At 52.5% G+C, this 16538-nt stretch carries 14 protein-coding genes; all 14 read right to left on the bottom strand.

Going from position 1 to position 16538, the window contains the following annotated elements; all coding sequences use genetic code 11:
* Positions 1 to 183 precede the first annotated feature (183 nt).
* The 14 genes from OKW98_RS17750 to tagF all read right to left on the bottom strand — a co-directional run bounded on the left by OKW98_RS17750 (position 184) and on the right by tagF (position 16523).
* Positions 184 to 411, bottom strand: a complete 228-nt coding sequence (locus OKW98_RS17750; RefSeq protein WP_265385952.1) for a hypothetical protein — start codon at positions 409 to 411, stop codon at positions 184 to 186.
* Between the two features lie 158 nt (positions 412 to 569).
* Positions 570 to 899, bottom strand: a complete 330-nt coding sequence (locus OKW98_RS17745) for a hypothetical protein (protein WP_265385951.1) — start codon at positions 897 to 899, stop codon at positions 570 to 572.
* 91 nt (positions 900 to 990) lie between these two features.
* The gene (locus tag OKW98_RS17740) at positions 991 to 2013 is read right to left on the bottom strand and encodes a sel1 repeat family protein (RefSeq protein WP_265385950.1); all 1023 of its coding nucleotides are present in this window, start codon (positions 2011 to 2013) and stop codon (positions 991 to 993) included.
* Positions 2014 to 2016: 3 nt separating this feature from the next.
* Positions 2017 to 3975, bottom strand: coding sequence for a phospholipase D-like domain-containing protein (locus OKW98_RS17735; protein ID WP_265385949.1), 1959 nt, complete (start codon positions 3973 to 3975; stop codon positions 2017 to 2019).
* Positions 3976 to 3978: 3 nt separating this feature from the next.
* On the bottom strand, positions 3979 to 6879 hold the full coding sequence (locus OKW98_RS17730; RefSeq protein WP_265385948.1) for a type VI secretion system Vgr family protein: 2901 nt from the start codon (positions 6877 to 6879) through the stop codon (positions 3979 to 3981).
* 49 nt (positions 6880 to 6928) lie between these two features.
* Positions 6929 to 7768: a hypothetical protein gene (locus OKW98_RS17725; protein ID WP_265385947.1), complete on the bottom strand. Its 840-nt coding sequence runs from the start codon at positions 7766 to 7768 to the stop codon at positions 6929 to 6931.
* Between the two features lie 182 nt (positions 7769 to 7950).
* Entirely contained in the window at positions 7951 to 8748 is a 798-nt protein-coding gene (locus OKW98_RS17720; protein WP_265385946.1) for a hypothetical protein, read from the bottom strand.
* A 52-nt stretch (positions 8749 to 8800) separates the two neighbouring features.
* On the bottom strand, positions 8801 to 9796 hold the full coding sequence (locus OKW98_RS17715) for a DUF2515 family protein (RefSeq protein WP_265385945.1): 996 nt from the start codon (positions 9794 to 9796) through the stop codon (positions 8801 to 8803).
* A complete protein-coding gene (locus OKW98_RS17710) occupies positions 9793 to 10950 on the bottom strand; it encodes a hypothetical protein (RefSeq protein ID WP_265385944.1) in 1158 nt (385 codons plus the stop codon). The genes OKW98_RS17715 and OKW98_RS17710 overlap by 4 nt, the downstream gene beginning before the upstream one ends.
* A gap of 10 nt (positions 10951 to 10960) precedes the next feature.
* Positions 10961 to 11215 (bottom strand): PAAR domain-containing protein, encoded by a 255-nt coding sequence (locus tag OKW98_RS17705; RefSeq protein ID WP_265385943.1) that lies wholly within the window; start codon positions 11213 to 11215, stop codon positions 10961 to 10963.
* Between the two features lie 33 nt (positions 11216 to 11248).
* On the bottom strand, positions 11249 to 12337 hold the full coding sequence (tssA, locus tag OKW98_RS17700; RefSeq protein ID WP_265385942.1) for a type VI secretion system protein TssA: 1089 nt from the start codon (positions 12335 to 12337) through the stop codon (positions 11249 to 11251).
* A 104-nt stretch (positions 12338 to 12441) separates the two neighbouring features.
* Positions 12442 to 12960: an Hcp family type VI secretion system effector gene (locus tag OKW98_RS17695; protein ID WP_265385941.1), complete on the bottom strand. Its 519-nt coding sequence runs from the start codon at positions 12958 to 12960 to the stop codon at positions 12442 to 12444.
* A gap of 147 nt (positions 12961 to 13107) precedes the next feature.
* Positions 13108 to 15603 carry a type VI secretion system membrane subunit TssM gene (gene tssM, locus OKW98_RS17690; protein ID WP_265385940.1) on the bottom strand — a complete coding sequence of 832 codons (2496 nt, stop codon included), beginning with the start codon at positions 15601 to 15603 and terminating at the stop codon, positions 13108 to 13110.
* A complete protein-coding gene (gene tagF, locus OKW98_RS17685) occupies positions 15603 to 16523 on the bottom strand; it encodes a type VI secretion system-associated protein TagF (RefSeq protein ID WP_265385939.1) in 921 nt (306 codons plus the stop codon). The genes tssM and tagF overlap by 1 nt, the downstream gene beginning before the upstream one ends.
* Positions 16524 to 16538 lie beyond the last annotated feature (15 nt).

Raw genomic sequence — 16538 nt, 5'->3', positions numbered from 1 at the left:
TTCATTAGGCGCTACCACTTGTTAGGGATAGCATAAATCTCGTTATAAGGATCGTTGTTTTTAGTGATTGCATTAGTAAGCCACCAGTATTATTTTCCCACCGTGCTGATAGCCAATTGTTACCATATAAATGATTAGTCAAAAGCTGTAGCGGTCCTGGAGACGCAAATATTGGGGTCACTTCTACAGCGTTTGCACCGATCGCCAAGCGGCCTGCGATATCTTCCCATCCCGCACGCACCCTGTAATAAGCCGTTCCTGCGCCGATAGCAGGTTGAACACCATGTACAATACCCATAATATTATGTGGGTTTTCTTTGCACACATTCTTGCTACTAACCCACCCATTGAATGAGTTACTATGATTACTTTTTCACATGTATATTTAAGACGAGTCTTGCAGTCGTTCAATACGAAATTTATATAACTCTCAAGATTCTTTGCGGAGTCTTCGTTGCTTTTTAACCAGTTATAGCCGCATGGACTTTTCTAGGTTAAGGAATGAGGCAATCTTACGTCAGCAACTGGGGCAGTCCAAGATCAGCGTCCACACATATCATGATAGACATTCATTTCAAAAAACGCCTGATCAAGGCTGCCGCTGCTAAAGCTAACGTCGCATATACGCAAGACTCACTTATGCTCAGCATCGTCTCTAGCATTTCCCGACCCTCGGCACTACCTCCGGAACCGCTGATTGCGCCAGCAGTGCCTCCCATAAAGACAGCCCCTGAAGCAATACACAGGGTGAGGAACGCGCAGGCCATTTTTAATAGTGTACCGGCAGTCAATACGTTTAAAATGCCCCCTTTTTTGTTTGACCTGATGACCCAGAAAATGACGTAGCCGATGTACAGCAATCCAAAAGAAACACTAGCGAACAGAAATAATGGAAACATGGTATTCACCTCACGTATATATTTTTTCTTGGTCGTACGCGCCACGTCGCTTACGTCTGTTAGCACCCATTAGAAATCGCATGATGGTTTTTCAATTTTTCGGCAAGGGTAGGCCCGTCGCGGGGTCCAGGTTTTTTTCTTTGCTCAGCCGTTGAATCAATGCGTCGTCAGGATTGTTAGGAACTGCTTTTGCGGTACGTTCTTTTTGCCATTGAAAGGTTCCATCCCAAGCGGGAAGTTTGGCAGGGGGGAGCGGAACTATAGAGTCAATATCTGGGACTTTGGGACTCAGTTGTTCGTTTTGCTCAAGGAAATTATTAATAGCAGCATACCTTTTTGTCCGCTCTTCGTCAGCAGTTAATTTCATGTAGTAAAGGTCATCCGTTGATGATGGACCTTTAAACGCCTCAGCAAGTCTTCTAGCTGAGGTAGCATCACCCGATTTTGCGCCTTGATGATATGCACTAACGGTTTCTTCATATTTTTTTCTTACACGCAAAAAACCCGCCAATTCACGTGCCGCTTGTGTATGGCCTTGGTAGGCCGCGCAGCGTCGCATTTGGACCATGACATCCTTGGGACCTGTCATTCTACCTAGTAATTTTGCTATATAGAATTGTGCATCAGGACTTCCCATATCCGCTGCTTTTCGAAAATATGCATTAGCTTTTTCATTGTCCTGCTCAACGCCGTAACCTGCTTCAAGATAATGCGCCATATCGTAGTAGGCACCGGGAACGCCCAGTGCCATATACTGCTCAACCAGATCAATAGTTTCCTTTTGAGCATTTGGAGAGCGGGCGAGGCCTTCAGAAATCAGCGCTTGCAAATTGGTAGCCGCCTTATAGTGTCCGTTAGCAGCGGCTATTCGGTAATATCGAGCGGCTTCGTTGAAATCCTTGGGACCCTCTTTTTGCTGAAGGTAGAGACCATATTTATAGATAACATCCACCTCTTGGCTAATGGGGGGGAGTGCATCTGCCTGTCGGTGGCATTCAAAGGCGAGGTTTTCCTGAATGATATCTTGTTCATTTTTATTTGACATGGCATTAATCTCAGGTATCACGAATAAATAAAGTAGGATGGGCAGGGAGTAAGCTATTAAGTTGTGCATGATCTAGTCCATGTTCGTACGCGCGTCGCTGTCTCGATAAAACTCGACAAGCGAAACTATTGGCGATAACTTTTCTTTTACTTCTGGGTCGTTATTGCCTTCTCGTCGGTTATTGTTCTCTTCGAGCATATCTAGCCACTTGCTAAAAGCAACCGCTACATCGTCCTGCCCACCTTTATTATCCGTATGTATATTCCATAGCTCCTGGCGAAGCTTCTTGGACAGACCTGGATGTTCGTGACAGATATTCAGCTCACTGTCAACCTCCATGCTTCGTATGTTGATATTCGCAGAACCAAGCGTTGTGAAGACGTCATCAATGATGGCTAGCTTGCTATGAATATAAACCGGCATCCAGTTTCCTGGTGGGGAGTCGGGAGCTACCAGCGTACATATGTGAATTTTTAGCCCTCGGATGGGGATCGGTACAATATTCTCTTCTTTTGCAGAGGGCATTGCATGTTCTAGTTTTTCTTGATGTTCCTGCGCCTCATCCAATTTGGCCTGTCGATCTGCCTTTAATTTCTCAAGCGCTGTGGGGCTTAAGCGCATCCGAGGGTCGCTCAGACGAGCAAGGGATTGTCGCGCATTGATTGTTTCAATTTTCGCAGCTTCCAGCTCGTGATCCAGCGCCTCGTTTCTTTCTATTCTGGATACACTGGGCAGCACATTTTTTTTTCCTAAACTGTCTAGCATTCTATAAGTGTTCATAGTGCCTGGTCCTATTCCTTCATCGTTAGAGTTCGTGACGACGAACAGATGAACCGCCCCATGCTTGTCAGGATCACGTCCTCCTTTGATTTGGTCTTGCACCGACTTTTTGATAGCCGCGGCGAGAGGTTCCCATCGAAAATACTGATTTTCTAAATATATATAGCTAGTGACATTGTTCACAGCATTCAAATAAAGCTGTTTAATGTCATGAACACCTTCTTGGCTTTGAGTCCTCAGTATTTGCGCCATGACTGGTGTTCCTGCCACTGAGTTAAGCCTTAACTCGGCAGCTAATGCCTTTCGTGACAAAAGCAAGTCGATACTCGTTTGTCGTTTCCATGCGTCGCAAAAATTGTGGTTCAAGTGTTCCAGTATTGGACCGGTTACCATGCTCGAGATATCCTGTCTCGGAGTTGCACCATTCCTGCCAAATCGGGCATGCATTCTAACATAACTGTGTCTGTCCTTATCCCAGTAAGCATCTAGCGTGTTATGACCCATAACAAAGCCTACTGCTCTCTCTGGCTTTTCGTAATCAACCAATACTACTTTTTGATGATGGGTTGGCCAAGCAGCCATCACTGCCGTGCTCTGCAGTTTGTTGTTTGTGGTGTTTTTCTTGTCAGTGCTGTGAATTGCCAACTGCCATATGATTTCTGCGCGATCTTTGGCATTAAAGTCGCGCGTTGCAAATTCAATATTTTTCAGATATGAACTTTCGTCTCTCGATGGTATCCGCATTTTTTCCAGAGCGACACGCTCAAGCATACCTTGGTTCGTCTTGTTCAATTGCTTAACTTTTCCGTACCACTGTTTATCGTAATCCTCTTGAGCGTCGTTGCGGTTTTGCTTGCCTTTTTCAAAGTAACTTATAGTGTTGTTTCCGGGTGTCGGATTTTCTTGAGTTTGCGCCACATGCGTTTTGTCATACCAGCACAAGATTCGAACCTTTACACCTTCCAGTCCTTTTTTAATTAATAAGTCACCGATGCAAAGCTCACCTGCGCTTCCGGTTCTTTTAAAATACATGGACGGCTGAAACCCCCAACAAACATAGTCAATGCTCACTTTCGCCGCCATTATTGACTTGTAGAGCGCGCCAAATGCTCGCTCTCCGTTTACTAGAGGTCTAAAAGTTGCAGGAACTGGATGATACTCAGTACGTTGCAAAAACCAAGGTAGGTTCAAATTGGCCGAGTTCTTTTTACAGATTGCTATCGGAGTGGTGATTGAATTAGACGATGTCATTTATTAAATCTCCGGCTCTGACATTGAGTTATTTAGAAGTGCGTAGTTCGCCCGAAAATCACTTCGACTTCCGGGCTGTGTAACGTCAGGATGTGTATTACTTTCGTGGCGATGAAACCCGCTATTGGCGAGTTCAGCATTCGACTCCTCACCTTGGTACTGCCCGCCTACAGGTATTGCATAACGAAGGCCATTCGCTAACTCGACAGTGTAATCACTGGTAGAGGGATGGTGATCCACCTCCACTATTCCGGTTTTGTCCATCACGCCCTGTTTGACCACCGCCCCTCCGGCAAGAAGCTTATAAGGCATGCCCGCCCACGCGTTAGAGCCTCCTGCATTGGATTGCCCTGCGTAAAACGAAAGGGATTGGGTTACAGAGGATTCTGGCCAGCCAGGGTTATCACGATTAAGCTGGGCTGGCCCGCTAAAAGTCTTCTTCGCCCCTTTGACATCAATCGTCCCCGGCGCGTGAATCTCGATGTTGCCGTCCTTGATGCGGATGTAGCCACCACCGCTGGTAAGCAATATGCCGTCCTGGGCGGCGATCTCTATTCCGGCGGCGGTCGAGGTAATCATCACCTTCTGTTGCGCGGTCAGTTCCATCGCATCACTTTGCGCTTGCAACTCGATCTTGCCCTTGGCTGCAAACAGCTTCGCTCCCGCATTCTGCGCGAACAGGCTGATGCTTTGCGCGACGCTGGCGAGCAGGGATTTGCCGCTGGCGATGCTGACGTCTTCGCCGGTGCTCAGGGTCAGGTGCTTGCCGCTGTGCAGGTGGGTGCTTTTCGGGGTCGCGGTGGCGATGTCGGCGGGGGACGATGCGATTAACAGCGGCTGCTGGTAACCCGGCGTTTTGCCACGTCCGCCGCTGCGGATTGCCCAGGCGGTGTCGCCGCCGTTGCGTTGTTGTTCGCCTGGGCCTTTGCTCGGGGCGCCGTCGTCGCTGCCGTAAGTCACGTCGGCATCGCTGTTGAGCTGGGTCAGGCTGTCCAGGCCTTCCTGCATGGGCAGGGCGTTGTGCTGTTGGGCGGTATCGGACAAGGTCTTGACGCGCTGTTCGCTGTTCTTCAGTTGTTGCTGCGCTTCGCTGGCATCGATCTGTGCGCCCTGCGCGCCGCTGCGTTTCCAGGTGCTGAGGTACAAACCCTGCTGGGCGCGCAGTGCGCCGTAGGCATCGGTGCGTAACTCGAAACCCGTGCCGCGCAGGCCGCCACGGTTATTACCGCGCTGGTCGATCAAATAGCCAAGGTTAAGCTGGGTATGCCCGTGGCTGCTGTGGATCTGGGTACGAACCTGGCCGGTGGAGTCGTCCATCACCCATTGGTTGAAGCCTCCGCCGCCGACTTCCTTGCTCTTGTAGCCCGCCATCAAACCGCTGGAGTGCCATGCGGGCTTGTGGCCGCCGTAGACTTGGCCCATGACCAGCGGCCGGTCGATGTCGTTGTCCAGGAAGGTGATGACCACCTCTTCACCGGCACGCGGCACATGCACACTGCCCCAGTCCGGGCCGCTGCTCGGTTGCATCATGCGCAGCCAGCAGGAACCCAGTTCGCCATCTTGGGAAAGGCGGTCCCAGTGAAAACGTACGCAGATCCGGTTCAAGGTGTCGGTAAACACTTCATGGCCACTGGGCGTGACGACCACGGCGGTCTGTTGGCCGAGGCTCTTAGGCTTGAAATGCTCCGACGGGCTGCGAAATGGAACGCTGTGCAACTGGCCTTCAAATCGGTTGAGGAAGAAACCATGGCTGCCGACGCCCATTGCATCGGCCACCGCTGCCACACCTGGCAACCCCGACGGCTCAGGGCGCACCGACCTGAACAGCGCGGCCAGACTGCCCGGCACTTCGCGTCTCTCCTTGGCCAGCGGCAGGTTGCTCTCGGCGAACATCTCGACTTCGATCAGCAAAAACTGGCGCTCTTCAGCCGCCTTGCGCTCGTAAAGCGGATGCTGGGTCAGCTCAAACCAGCGTCCGGCTTCCATCTGCCGCACGCCGCTTTGACCTTGCACACGACGCGCCTGCGATTCGCGCTGTTCGATCTGCACGCGGCTCAGCCATTCGCCCCGGTCCTGCTTCTGCCAGCCGTACTGACCCTGATACTCGTAACGCTCCAGCGCCTGTGGTGCTGAGGCGGCTTGCAAGGCAGGCATCACGGTTTCGCGGGGCTGGCCGTGGGCCAGGTAATCGACACTGCGCCAATGCAGTTTGCCGCTGAGCAACTGCGAGCCGCTGCTCCACTGGGTAATGCCGTCCTGTTTCTCGGTGGCGTTCTGCGTGTGAAAGCGAATACTCTGCGGCGCCAGCGCGGGCAGGGTATCGACGGTATCGGTAAAGACGATGCAATGCTTGTCTGCCGTATGTTCGACGTACCAGAAAAGACCTTCCTGCTCACACCAGCGCTGCACGAAGTTGGCGTCACTTTCATTGAACTGGGTAACGTAGGAGAGCGGGGCGTATTCACGTCGCAGGTCCAGGCGGTAGTTGCCCTTGGCCTGTTCGTACAGTGAGAAAACGGCTTCCAGAATGGTCGGCAGATTCTTGTCCTGCCAGATTCGGCAGTCGAGGCGGTATTCAAGCAGGCTGAACCAGGGCGCGAAGACCAGTTGCCAGTCATGCAGGCCGCCGTCATTGCCCAGATAGCGCACGCTCTCGACCAGGCCATGACGCTGCGCGGAAGAACCGTCATCACAGAGAATCGCCAGGCTGACGGGCTGGCCGATAAGTTTTTCAGGATCATATTCGGTGTCCTGCACCACCACGTCGAGGGTGTAGCGGGGCACACGCCCGATGCCCTCGACCCCATGCATGCGCAGCGCCTGGAGCTGATGCTCGCCCAGCGGCGTGGTGAGTTGCAGCAGGCGTCCGCTCTGGCTGAGTGGGGTGCCGAAGGTCAGGTCCATGGTGCATTTCTCCTTTGCTGCTTGAATCGGTTTGCGACGTATCTTCGGTTTAACCCGCTTCTACGGGAGGTTTGGCATCTATATAGTTTTCATCAATCTCGATACCCATTTTTTTCAGTTGTGCCTCTGTCTTTTGACGCTCTTTTGCCATTCGGGTTAATGTTGCGGGTAGCAGTTCTTTCCAGAGTTTACGGTCGTCGGCTTTCACAAATAGGGCGTAGAATTCTTCTTCTGATTTGAACGTCCATGAGAATAAGTAAGATCCACGGTTCTGTGGATCGTCTTGGCTATTTTCCCGTTGTACCATCAGGTCAAGGTATTCATGGCCGTTGTAAAACATCCAAATATTGGTCGTGGGCAGTGAGACCCACATCTCCTTGGTAAGTTTGAGGTTTGGGTCCATCCCGGGGCCTGTGCCAACAGATTTACCTAGTACTTCATCCAAGCTGTTAAACTTGCTGGCCTCTGAACCGGGTATTCTCGCTTCATTAGGCAGAATATAACGCTGCCATCCCGCAGCGTTTAGATTCTGTACTTGTTGATGAAAGTACGCTATTGCGTCTTCATGTTTCGCATTGGTTGGCACTCCTGCTACATACACGTCCATTTCTGTAATGAGCCCTGAGGGAGTGGTAACTATAGTGGTCGAGCTAACATTGTCTATCGCTAATGTGCTGGATGCTGAGTGCATCTTGACAGTGATCAGTTCAGAGGATTTGGATGGCACCACGAAGTGGTAGAGGCACATCGTATCATCACAGTCTTTTCGCAGTTTTACTGATGTTGAAGCCAGGACAGTCTCTATCGACCCTCCAAGAGAAAGTTCGATCTCACGACTTTTTGAATTCGTCTCCGAGGCCCCACACCCGGTCAGTAAAATGAAGACCATGGCCAGATACCTGGTCATAGCCGTTCACTCAATTCGCGCACGCACGAGACCTTCAACTGATTTTCACCCAGTGGCGTGGTGATTTGCAGCAGATGTCCGCTCTGGCCGAGGGCGGTGCGAACGCAAGGTCCATGGTGCATTTCTCCTTTTGCTACGTGAGTCGTTTTGCGACGGAATTTGATTCAATCAGTCTCTACGGGAGGTTTGGCATCTTTATAGTTTTCATCGATCTTGATGCCCATTTTTTTCAGCTGCGCCTCTGTCTTTTGGCGCTCTTTCCCCATTCGGGTTAATTCAGCAGGCAGGAGCTCTCTCCAGCGTTCACGGTCTTCGGCTCTCACGAATTCGGCGTAGAACTCACTTTCTGATTTGAACATCCATGTGAATAAGTAAGAGCCACGGTTCTGCGGGTCGTCTTCGCTGTTCTCGCGTTGTACCATCAAGTCAAGGTATTCATTGCCGTTGTAAAATCTCCACGGATCGAACATGCGCATCGAGACCCAGATCTGCTTGGAAAGCTTGAGGTTCGGGTCCATCCAGGGGCCTGTACCGACATTTTTACCTACCACTTCATTTAAGTTGGTAAATTTGCTGGCTTCTGCACCGGGTATTCTCGCTTCATTAGGAAAAATGTAACGCTGCCATCCCGCAGCGTCTAGATTCTGTACTTGTTGATAAAAGTACGCCATTGCGTCCTCATGCCGTGCGTTACTGGGCACACCCGCTGTATAAATGACAAATGAGGTGATAGCGCCTGAAGTCGTAGTGAATATTTGCAACCCCGACACCTTGTCCAGATGCAAGTTCTTTTTGCCCGAAATGATGTTTGCGGTGGGAAGGTTGACGGAAGCCGAAGGGAGATCGAAGTTGTAAGCACAAAAAGAAGAGTTACAATCCTTCGTCAATTTGATTGACGTCGATGACAGAGAGTCTTGGATGCTGCTGTCAAGCTTCAAATCAATTTTTAATTTATTGTCCATGTCCGGCTTCCCGCAGCTTGTTAAAAAAAATGCCATTAGTAACGTTACAAATCTAATCAACACGCTCACTCCATGTCGCAATAGTACTTATTATCTGCTCCATCTGAGCAGGGCGTTTGATCATCAATTTATGGTAGGTAACGGCGATTGTAGTTATGAATTTCATTCTGTCAGTCGGGTCATAGAGATCACCCTCTGTCATCACTGCCTCTGTCTGCGGGTCCCCCGTCTCACACTGGGTACTGAATGCAGCAAGTCGACGCGGGACGCCAAGATGGCCCTCGAGTAGGGCTTGGCTATCTAATAGCTTTCTGAATAACGTACTGTCGTATATTAGCGGCTGCAATATCTTCAGTTGTTCATGTTTGGCAATTTTTACCAGAGACTGAAACTTGTAAGTTTCACGCCCTGCACCTTCTGGTGTCTTTTCAATGAGCGATATCAGTTCAAAGCCTTCTCGCAGATAATCAGTCACTTTCAAGTTGTTTATCCTTGGCAGTGCATCATCAAACCACGGCAGTTCGGCAAAGTTTTGCTTGAACGCCGGGTAGCAGGCGTCGAGATTTCGATTTGTTATGCATTCATTGAATTGCTGTGGGTAATTGATATAAAACCAGTGCCAGACAAAAATATCCTGGAACAACCAGAAATTTCCTTTTCCTAAGTATTGCTTTGTCATTTCAAAAGCGGCTATTGCAACAGGGCTTGCATAACGCCATTTGGAAGTGCTGGAATAGTCCAGCGCACACATGACCTGTTTGCTTGCAAACGCCGCTAACCCTGTCCAGTAAAAACGTCCCTTTTGATCAGGCTGACCGTTGCGCTCCTGCTCCAGGTAAATACGTGCGTAATTACCTGCGATCCGCGCAGCCCGCGTACTGAAGTCCTTGAGCAGTTCGTACCTGGCTGGTTGCTTGTATTCAGCGCGGGTCTTTACGCACAAGCGCCTGACAGCCACTTGTTGGCCAAGTGTCCACATTTCAACACAACCTGGATTCAGGTCATTGACGGAGCAGGGTTTTGAATTGAGTCCAAAGTCTTCTTTCATGAATCTTTACTCTGTCCATCTTGTTCGATTCCAAGCGGGTCGGCGGTCTCATCGTCGGCCTGCGCCGTCGCCGTGCCCCTACTCACTAACCAGGCTTGTGTTTGAGTGGACGCGTACCTGTCGAACGCCAGAACTGATCCGTCTTGTGCTTTGGCGGCGTGAAAAGCAAGCGCAAGCGAAGTGAGCTGACGCGCACTCTTTCCTCGCTCGCCTGCCAATGACGCCTGGCCGGCAACGTGCTCCGACACTACAACGTGTGGCAGGTGGGTACCGACGTAATGAGAAAGCTGCTCGAGACGCCTGTCGTGAAGATGACCGTCGATGATGAGTGCCTGGATGTCGTTCGATGTAACACCACCCTGTTCGCAAAGGGCTTCTGCGAGCTGTTGCAGATCAGCGCTACTTTGCCTTGGCTGCAATGCACGTGGAGAGTGTTCGCGGGTCATTGCCGGATAGAGTTGCCAGGTATTTTCTTCGTCAGGGTTGGCATGGTCCACGCGCTGCAGGTGCACTATTGCAATGCTTTCACCGACCATGGTGTCGTTGGACAAAGCGCCAGCCCGGGTTTTTGTCGCCCAGGTGTCTATGCTGACGCATAGCAGGCCCGACGCGTCCGTATTGTTTTGAAGCGCCCAAGGCAACCATTCATCGAAGTCTAACGACGGACTGTCGAAACCCTCTCCAGGCAGGTAATCAAACGGCCAGATTTCTACGACTTTGTTCTCCCAGGCTGATGGGGAGACGTCCGTCGGCGCAAACAGGATGACCTTTGTGTTTTCCCAGTCGATGTTGGCTGTGAAATCGTCCCATTGTGCGAGCATGCCTTGAAGTAGCTGCAATGCCCGGGGCAACGTATCTATTTCCGGCTTGTGCTGGGGCAGACGAACGCGGCGCAGGTTATAACGGTGGCCCGATTGGCTGACCAGCCTGGGGTCGTGTTCAAAATCTCCGTTAACGGCTCCCAGCCATGTGCCTGACGCCGCTTGAGCCGGCTCCAGGTTCGGCAGCCACAGCCAGGCGTTGTCTATTTTGACGCGTGTCAGGTCGTAGTCCGCTGGTGGGCGCGCCGGAGGTGCCAGACGTTGTTCCTGTTCGCGTCGTTCGCCAATGACATCCCATAAAGAGCGATGGCCTTGTCCATAGGGCTTCAACATGCTGATGTCCTTAAAATATTCCACAGTCGCTGTTGGTGGCGATCAGACTTGAGCCACAGGCAGTTTTGTCGCCATGGCGGGCAATTGCTCTGCCATCCACCAGCGTTGAGGCGTCCCCAGTGGCGATTGCACAGACCCCGTGCGGGCACATGACCTTGTCGCCAACTCTGGCCACAAGTCGGCCATTGACCAGAGTAGTGGGTGACCCTTCAACGACGACGCCGGCCTTGTCGGTCGGATCGTTCAGCAAAATGATCGGGCGCATGTTGATACTCCTTGTGGTTGGCTGTCAGAACTTTCAATCGCGCTGCGGCAGAGTGCCCAGCACATCGCGAATGCCATCGACGACGCTACCGTCCTTGATCACGTCGCTCAGCCAGCTTTCCAGCGGCATATTGCCCCACTTGATGGCGCGCTCTACCAAGTAGGGCACCGGGCTATGTGGTTCTGTCTGTTTGAAGAATTGTGCGACGCCTTGCAACAAGGAAAACGCTTCGTCACGGGTTAGTGGCACGGTGCGCATGGGGGCGTTGGCTGCCGGGTTTTCGACTCGCGTTACGGGACGCTCGCTGACTGGTTCGACTTCAGCTTCATCTTTTTGTTGATTAGCGGGTGCTGCCACCTCGACACCCCGATCCTTAAGCAATCGTTCTACCAGTTGTCGGGCGTGGGTAAGTACGTCGTTGAGCGCAAGAAAGCTGGGTATGTCGCGCGCGAAGACGCTGTCGATGGTCGACTGCAATTGTTTGCAGGCAACCAGGCACTCACTCATTTCGGCGTACTTGCGGTTCAGGTGCTCGGTATCGGTAAGCACGACCGAGCGCTGGAACAATTCCGCGTTGATCTTGCCTTCCTCGAGCGCCTGATTCATCGCCGATGAGTTCTGTCGAGCCAGGTTTTCCACCTGTCGTGACTCATCATATTTGAACAGACTGTAGCCTTGCCCTTGCGTAATAGGCAGCGTGCGAACCACTGCTGCGAGGGTTGTATTGAGCCACCCCAAGCGAGCGGAGCGCTCTTCAGTGCCATCCTCCAAAGAGGGAAACAGTCCATCCCAGAAATCTTCCAGCAGGGCTTGAGCCACTGCCAGGGAAAAGCGGATACCGCGAAAATGATACTTGTGCGCCAGCCCTTCACCCAGCCAGGCTACCAGCATCAGATCCTTGCTTTGTTCTGTGATACCTGCAGCTGCCAGTTGCACAACTTGTTCCCAGTCGGCCTGTTTCAGATCGGTCTGCCAGTCGCCCTGAGTCAGGTAGTCGACATCGGCGCGGCGTGCCTCCTTGATCTGATCGAACAGGCTGGAAAAACTCAGGTCTTCGCCCGCACCGCCCTGGATGGGGGTGCGTAATGTGTCCAGCGATAGGTCGTCAAGGATGTCAGACATGGACGGCTCTGCATTCAAAGGTGAAAAGAGAAGGCCGCCGCGCCTTTTCAAGCGCGGGACCCTCGATTGGGCGGCCGAACAACTTCAGTCGCCCGAGGCCTTACTCAGGAGTAGACCTTGTTCAGCGAGCGGTCCCAGCCGCCAGCAACTTTACCGCCGCCTGCGCCATCGGAACGCTTCTGCTGGGTGTAGGCGATCTTGATGCGGGAGAAGTTGAACTTGATCTCTTCCATCGGCAGATCACTTTCAGCCTTGGTTTCACCAGCCACAGGCATGTTGCCCAGGAAGGTGACGGAAGAGATCACTACTTCTTCCAGTGTGATGGTCATGTAGGTCAGCTTGTCGCCGCCAGCACGGTTCAGGTTAAGAACAACTTCCTTGATGTGCTGGCCTTTGCAGCATGACTCGAAGGCTTTTGGAGAAGCCTTGTCAACGTACTTGATCACCGTGAAATCGCTCAGGTTAACGCGCTCGGAAGATGCGCCCCCAGACGAGCTGGCAGTAGCCGAGGTCGCCTGTGTAGCACCGTGCGTGTAGCTCAGGATTTCGATCCAGTCCTTGAACTTGTCGTCCAGACTTTCACCCGGGATACCGTCAATTTTGAGGAAAGCGTCAAATGCCATTTTTCATTTCTCCTTAAAAGGGCTTTCGTTGATCCACGTGTTGGATCGCCCTGTGTTTGACCCTGCCATTTGATGGCTGGGCCGTTTTGAAGCCATGCATGCCGAAGCAGGCGCACACATGACGATCGTTTTTATCTCGAGTGGGGCTCAGTTAAGCGCGCGCACCTCGATTTCCACTCGTCTGTTGGGCTCAAGGCAGTGAATCAGCTCGGCGCGCGGCATCTGCATGTCGCAATGCACCAAGGGCTTGTTGCTACCTTCGCCGACCGCTTCGACCAGCTCACTTGGCAGGCCTTTGCCTACCAGGTAGGTTTTGATGGTTTGCGCACGCTGTTTGGAAACCTGCAGGTTGCTCTGCGCGTCGCCAATCTGGTCGGCGTGACCCGTGATCACGATCTTGCCCACGTTCGGTGTGTTCAGCAGTTTCCCTGCGATGGCGCTCAACTGGCGTTGCCCGGCAAGCTCAAGGCTTTGAAAGTCCGCGCGGCCAAATGCGAACAGGGTGTCGGACTCCAGCGTGATGGTTTCGATAGCGCGCAACGACTGTGAGAGCAGGCTATTTATGTAATTGCGCGAGCTGGAGATCAAGAATGCATTGTTGAGAATGCGTGGTACGTCAAGCTCACGGATCTGATCGCTATAGAACGCTATCTGACGCCCGGCAAACTGATAGTCATCGACCTCACCGGCCGCTTGCGCGGACATGCCGTTGGCGCGGGGTACCTGTTTGTAGATCGCCGGATACCAGTAGTCCGGAATACGCGCTTTGAGTACTGCGGGATCGGCTTGCTCTCGTTGTGCCTTGGACAGCATCAGATAAGTGTCGAGCGTGGTTTTGCCAAAAGTAGCAACAGACTGGGCACGGTTATCCACCGGCAGCGCGCGGGGTTCGACGCTGTCGATTCCGGTGACTGTTGTCAGTGTCGGAGCATTGCGCTGATATATCTTGATACTGCTCAACAGGTAGAGCGAGCGGGTCAGGTTATCAGCGGTCGGCTTGAGCATTACGCTTTCAAGACGTGCGAAATATCGCTGGCGTACAAATGGCTCTATGTCATAACCCTTGTATAGCCCCAAACGCATACTCAAAGGCACTCCGCCGCCATGATGGCGAGCATAGAGGTCTGCCGCAGTCTGTCGCAGTTGATCCAGCGTCTGCCACTGGGTGTATTGGCCATTGGTTTGTTCGTCTTTTTGCTGCCCTGCGGCCAAACCGCTGGAGATTGTCTGGATAGCTGTTTTGTTGTTGCTATACGAAACTCCCCAGCCTGCGCAGAGAAGCAGGCCTGCCAATGTGGCTGCACCGACCCATATGCTTTTGCGCCGTGTTTCGCTGCGATTGCTGGTGTACAGCGCCACAAGATGTTGATCAGGAATAATGACTTTCTGGAACAGGCTATTGATGAAAATAGGTTGCGCCTGAGCAGATACAGGCAGCTCGGCTGACGAGTCCTCCAGCGCGAAGCGCTCGGTGACATGCCGTGCATACAATCCTTGGGTGGCCTTGTCAGCGTCGAGAGCGCTGGTGAAATAGAAGCCGCGGAGCAGCTCTGCACTCTGATACGGGTTCGCTCTGAGCAAGTCGGTAACGAAAGTCTCAAGCAATGGTTTGAGCGCTGTCAGTTCCAGAGGGAAGCGATACGCCGCCGGGTCCTGTCTGGTCAGCTGAATGTCCTGTTGCACCAATTGCTGATCGGCAATTTGCTGCCAATGGTCTACCAATTCGCCCATTGCCGCGGTGAAGCGCTTGGCCCAATCGGACTGCCTGAAACCTTCGTGAGCAAACGTCTTGCCCATTACTTCGCCACGAGTCTGGTTATCGAGCTGACGATAGAAGTGAGTGAAGCCTGGTATCAGGTCGCATTTGGTGAACACCAGATAGATAGGCAGGCGCAGCTCAAGCAGATCATGCGCTTCCTGAATGCGTTCGCGCAGGCGCTTGGCAAGACGATCGAGGCTGTCGGGCGTTGACTTCAGAACATCTTCTACACTCACTGCGACGATTAGGCCGTTAAGCGGGCGCCGTTGCCTGTGTTGTCGAAGCAGACTTAAAAACGCACGCCATTTGCCAGCCTCTTCCTGGTTATCCATATAGCGGCCGGCAGTGTCCAGTAACACTGCTTCAGAACTGAAAAACCAGTCACAGTTGCGAGTGCCGCCTAGTCCTGCGACGCGTGCGCCTTCGCGCTCCGCATAGGGAAAATTCAATCCGGACTGATACAGCATGGTGCTTTTGCCGGACGCGGGCTGGCCGATTACCAAGTACCAAGGCAGGGCATAGAGTGCGTCTTTACTGGATGCGTTCTTCCCTGAATTGCCCTGCAGGCGCTCGATGCTTTGCAGCAGGCGCTCGCGTAGCAGGCTGACTTCCTCGCGATCCTGCGGGCTGGAATTCAACACGGCCTGATCGGCGTCATCACGTAGCAGCGCTTCAAGGTCGTGGCGAGGTGCGTGGCTTCGTCCCATAAAAAGGACATAACCAGCCGATAGCAACAGAAACACTCCTATCCCGGCCAACAGGCTGTGAAGGGAAGAAAACCCCATCGCTACACCGATCGACCACACCAGGAAGATGGCCAGGAAGAATGCAATCCCCAGAACATATGGCTGGTACTTGAGAAAGTAATATTTGAGCCTGTTCATCAATACTGTTCATCCCGAGCGCCTATAAAGCGCTCAATAAAGTCGTTCAATGCGAGGTGATCGGCAGGCAACAACAGGGCGGTTGCAGATGCAGGTTCCGGTAGAGGGTCCAGCAGGTTGTAGCGATCCTCGGGTGCCGCAATACCGGTAAGCATCCGATACATTTCACTATTCCCCCGCGACGGAAAGCACAGCAGTCCCGGACGCATAAAGCTGTCTACCAGCACGCTGACATCCGGCATGCCCGTTTTGCCGCGCAGACGTGATAGAAATGTGCACCACAAGTCAGCCATCGGGCGCTTCAGACCGCTCTCTGCTGGCAGAGGCAGGCTTATTGCGGGCGGCTCATTGTTCCTCATGGCCGTGCGCAGTTTGTAAAGGCTGGCCAGCCCCGACTGGGTACCGAACTCCGGATAGCTATGTCGCAGTGGCCGCGACACATCACGCAGGTTAAAGTCCATAAGAAACTTGTCATGCACACGTCGATAGAGATCCAGATCGTTGGCGGTCCACAGACGCATGGTTCTGAGTCGAGCAAAAATCTGTTCTATATCCGCTCCTTGCGCGCCCTGCATGAGAAGCGGTTTGATCTGCCCGGCGAACAATTCGCACAATGTGTGCGGATTGATGAACGGGTCGCTCGAATCCACCTTTATGCTTTGAAACACCATAAATGGATAACGTCTGCCGCTGGCGTCCTGCGAGCTTATGAATCCACCCAGCAGCCACTGTCCATTGCGACTGCGGTATGAGAAAAAACACACGGGCAACTCGTCAAACAATTCCCGCCAATCCTCACGCGTCTGCATGCGTCCCAGACTGTTTTGTAGCCACAGATCGAACTCACATACCTCAGGCATGGCTCCGTTCAAACTGACGAAGTCGGCACTCGCGGGCACTTTGCCAAAACATCCGATCATCAGCCTGTGCCCCCT

The sequence above is a fragment of the Pseudomonas sp. KU26590 genome (assembly GCF_026153515.1).
GTDB lineage: Bacteria > Pseudomonadota > Gammaproteobacteria > Pseudomonadales > Pseudomonadaceae > Aquipseudomonas.
Note: the sequence above shows the minus strand (reverse complement) of the source record. Positions and strands in the feature narration are given on the sequence as shown.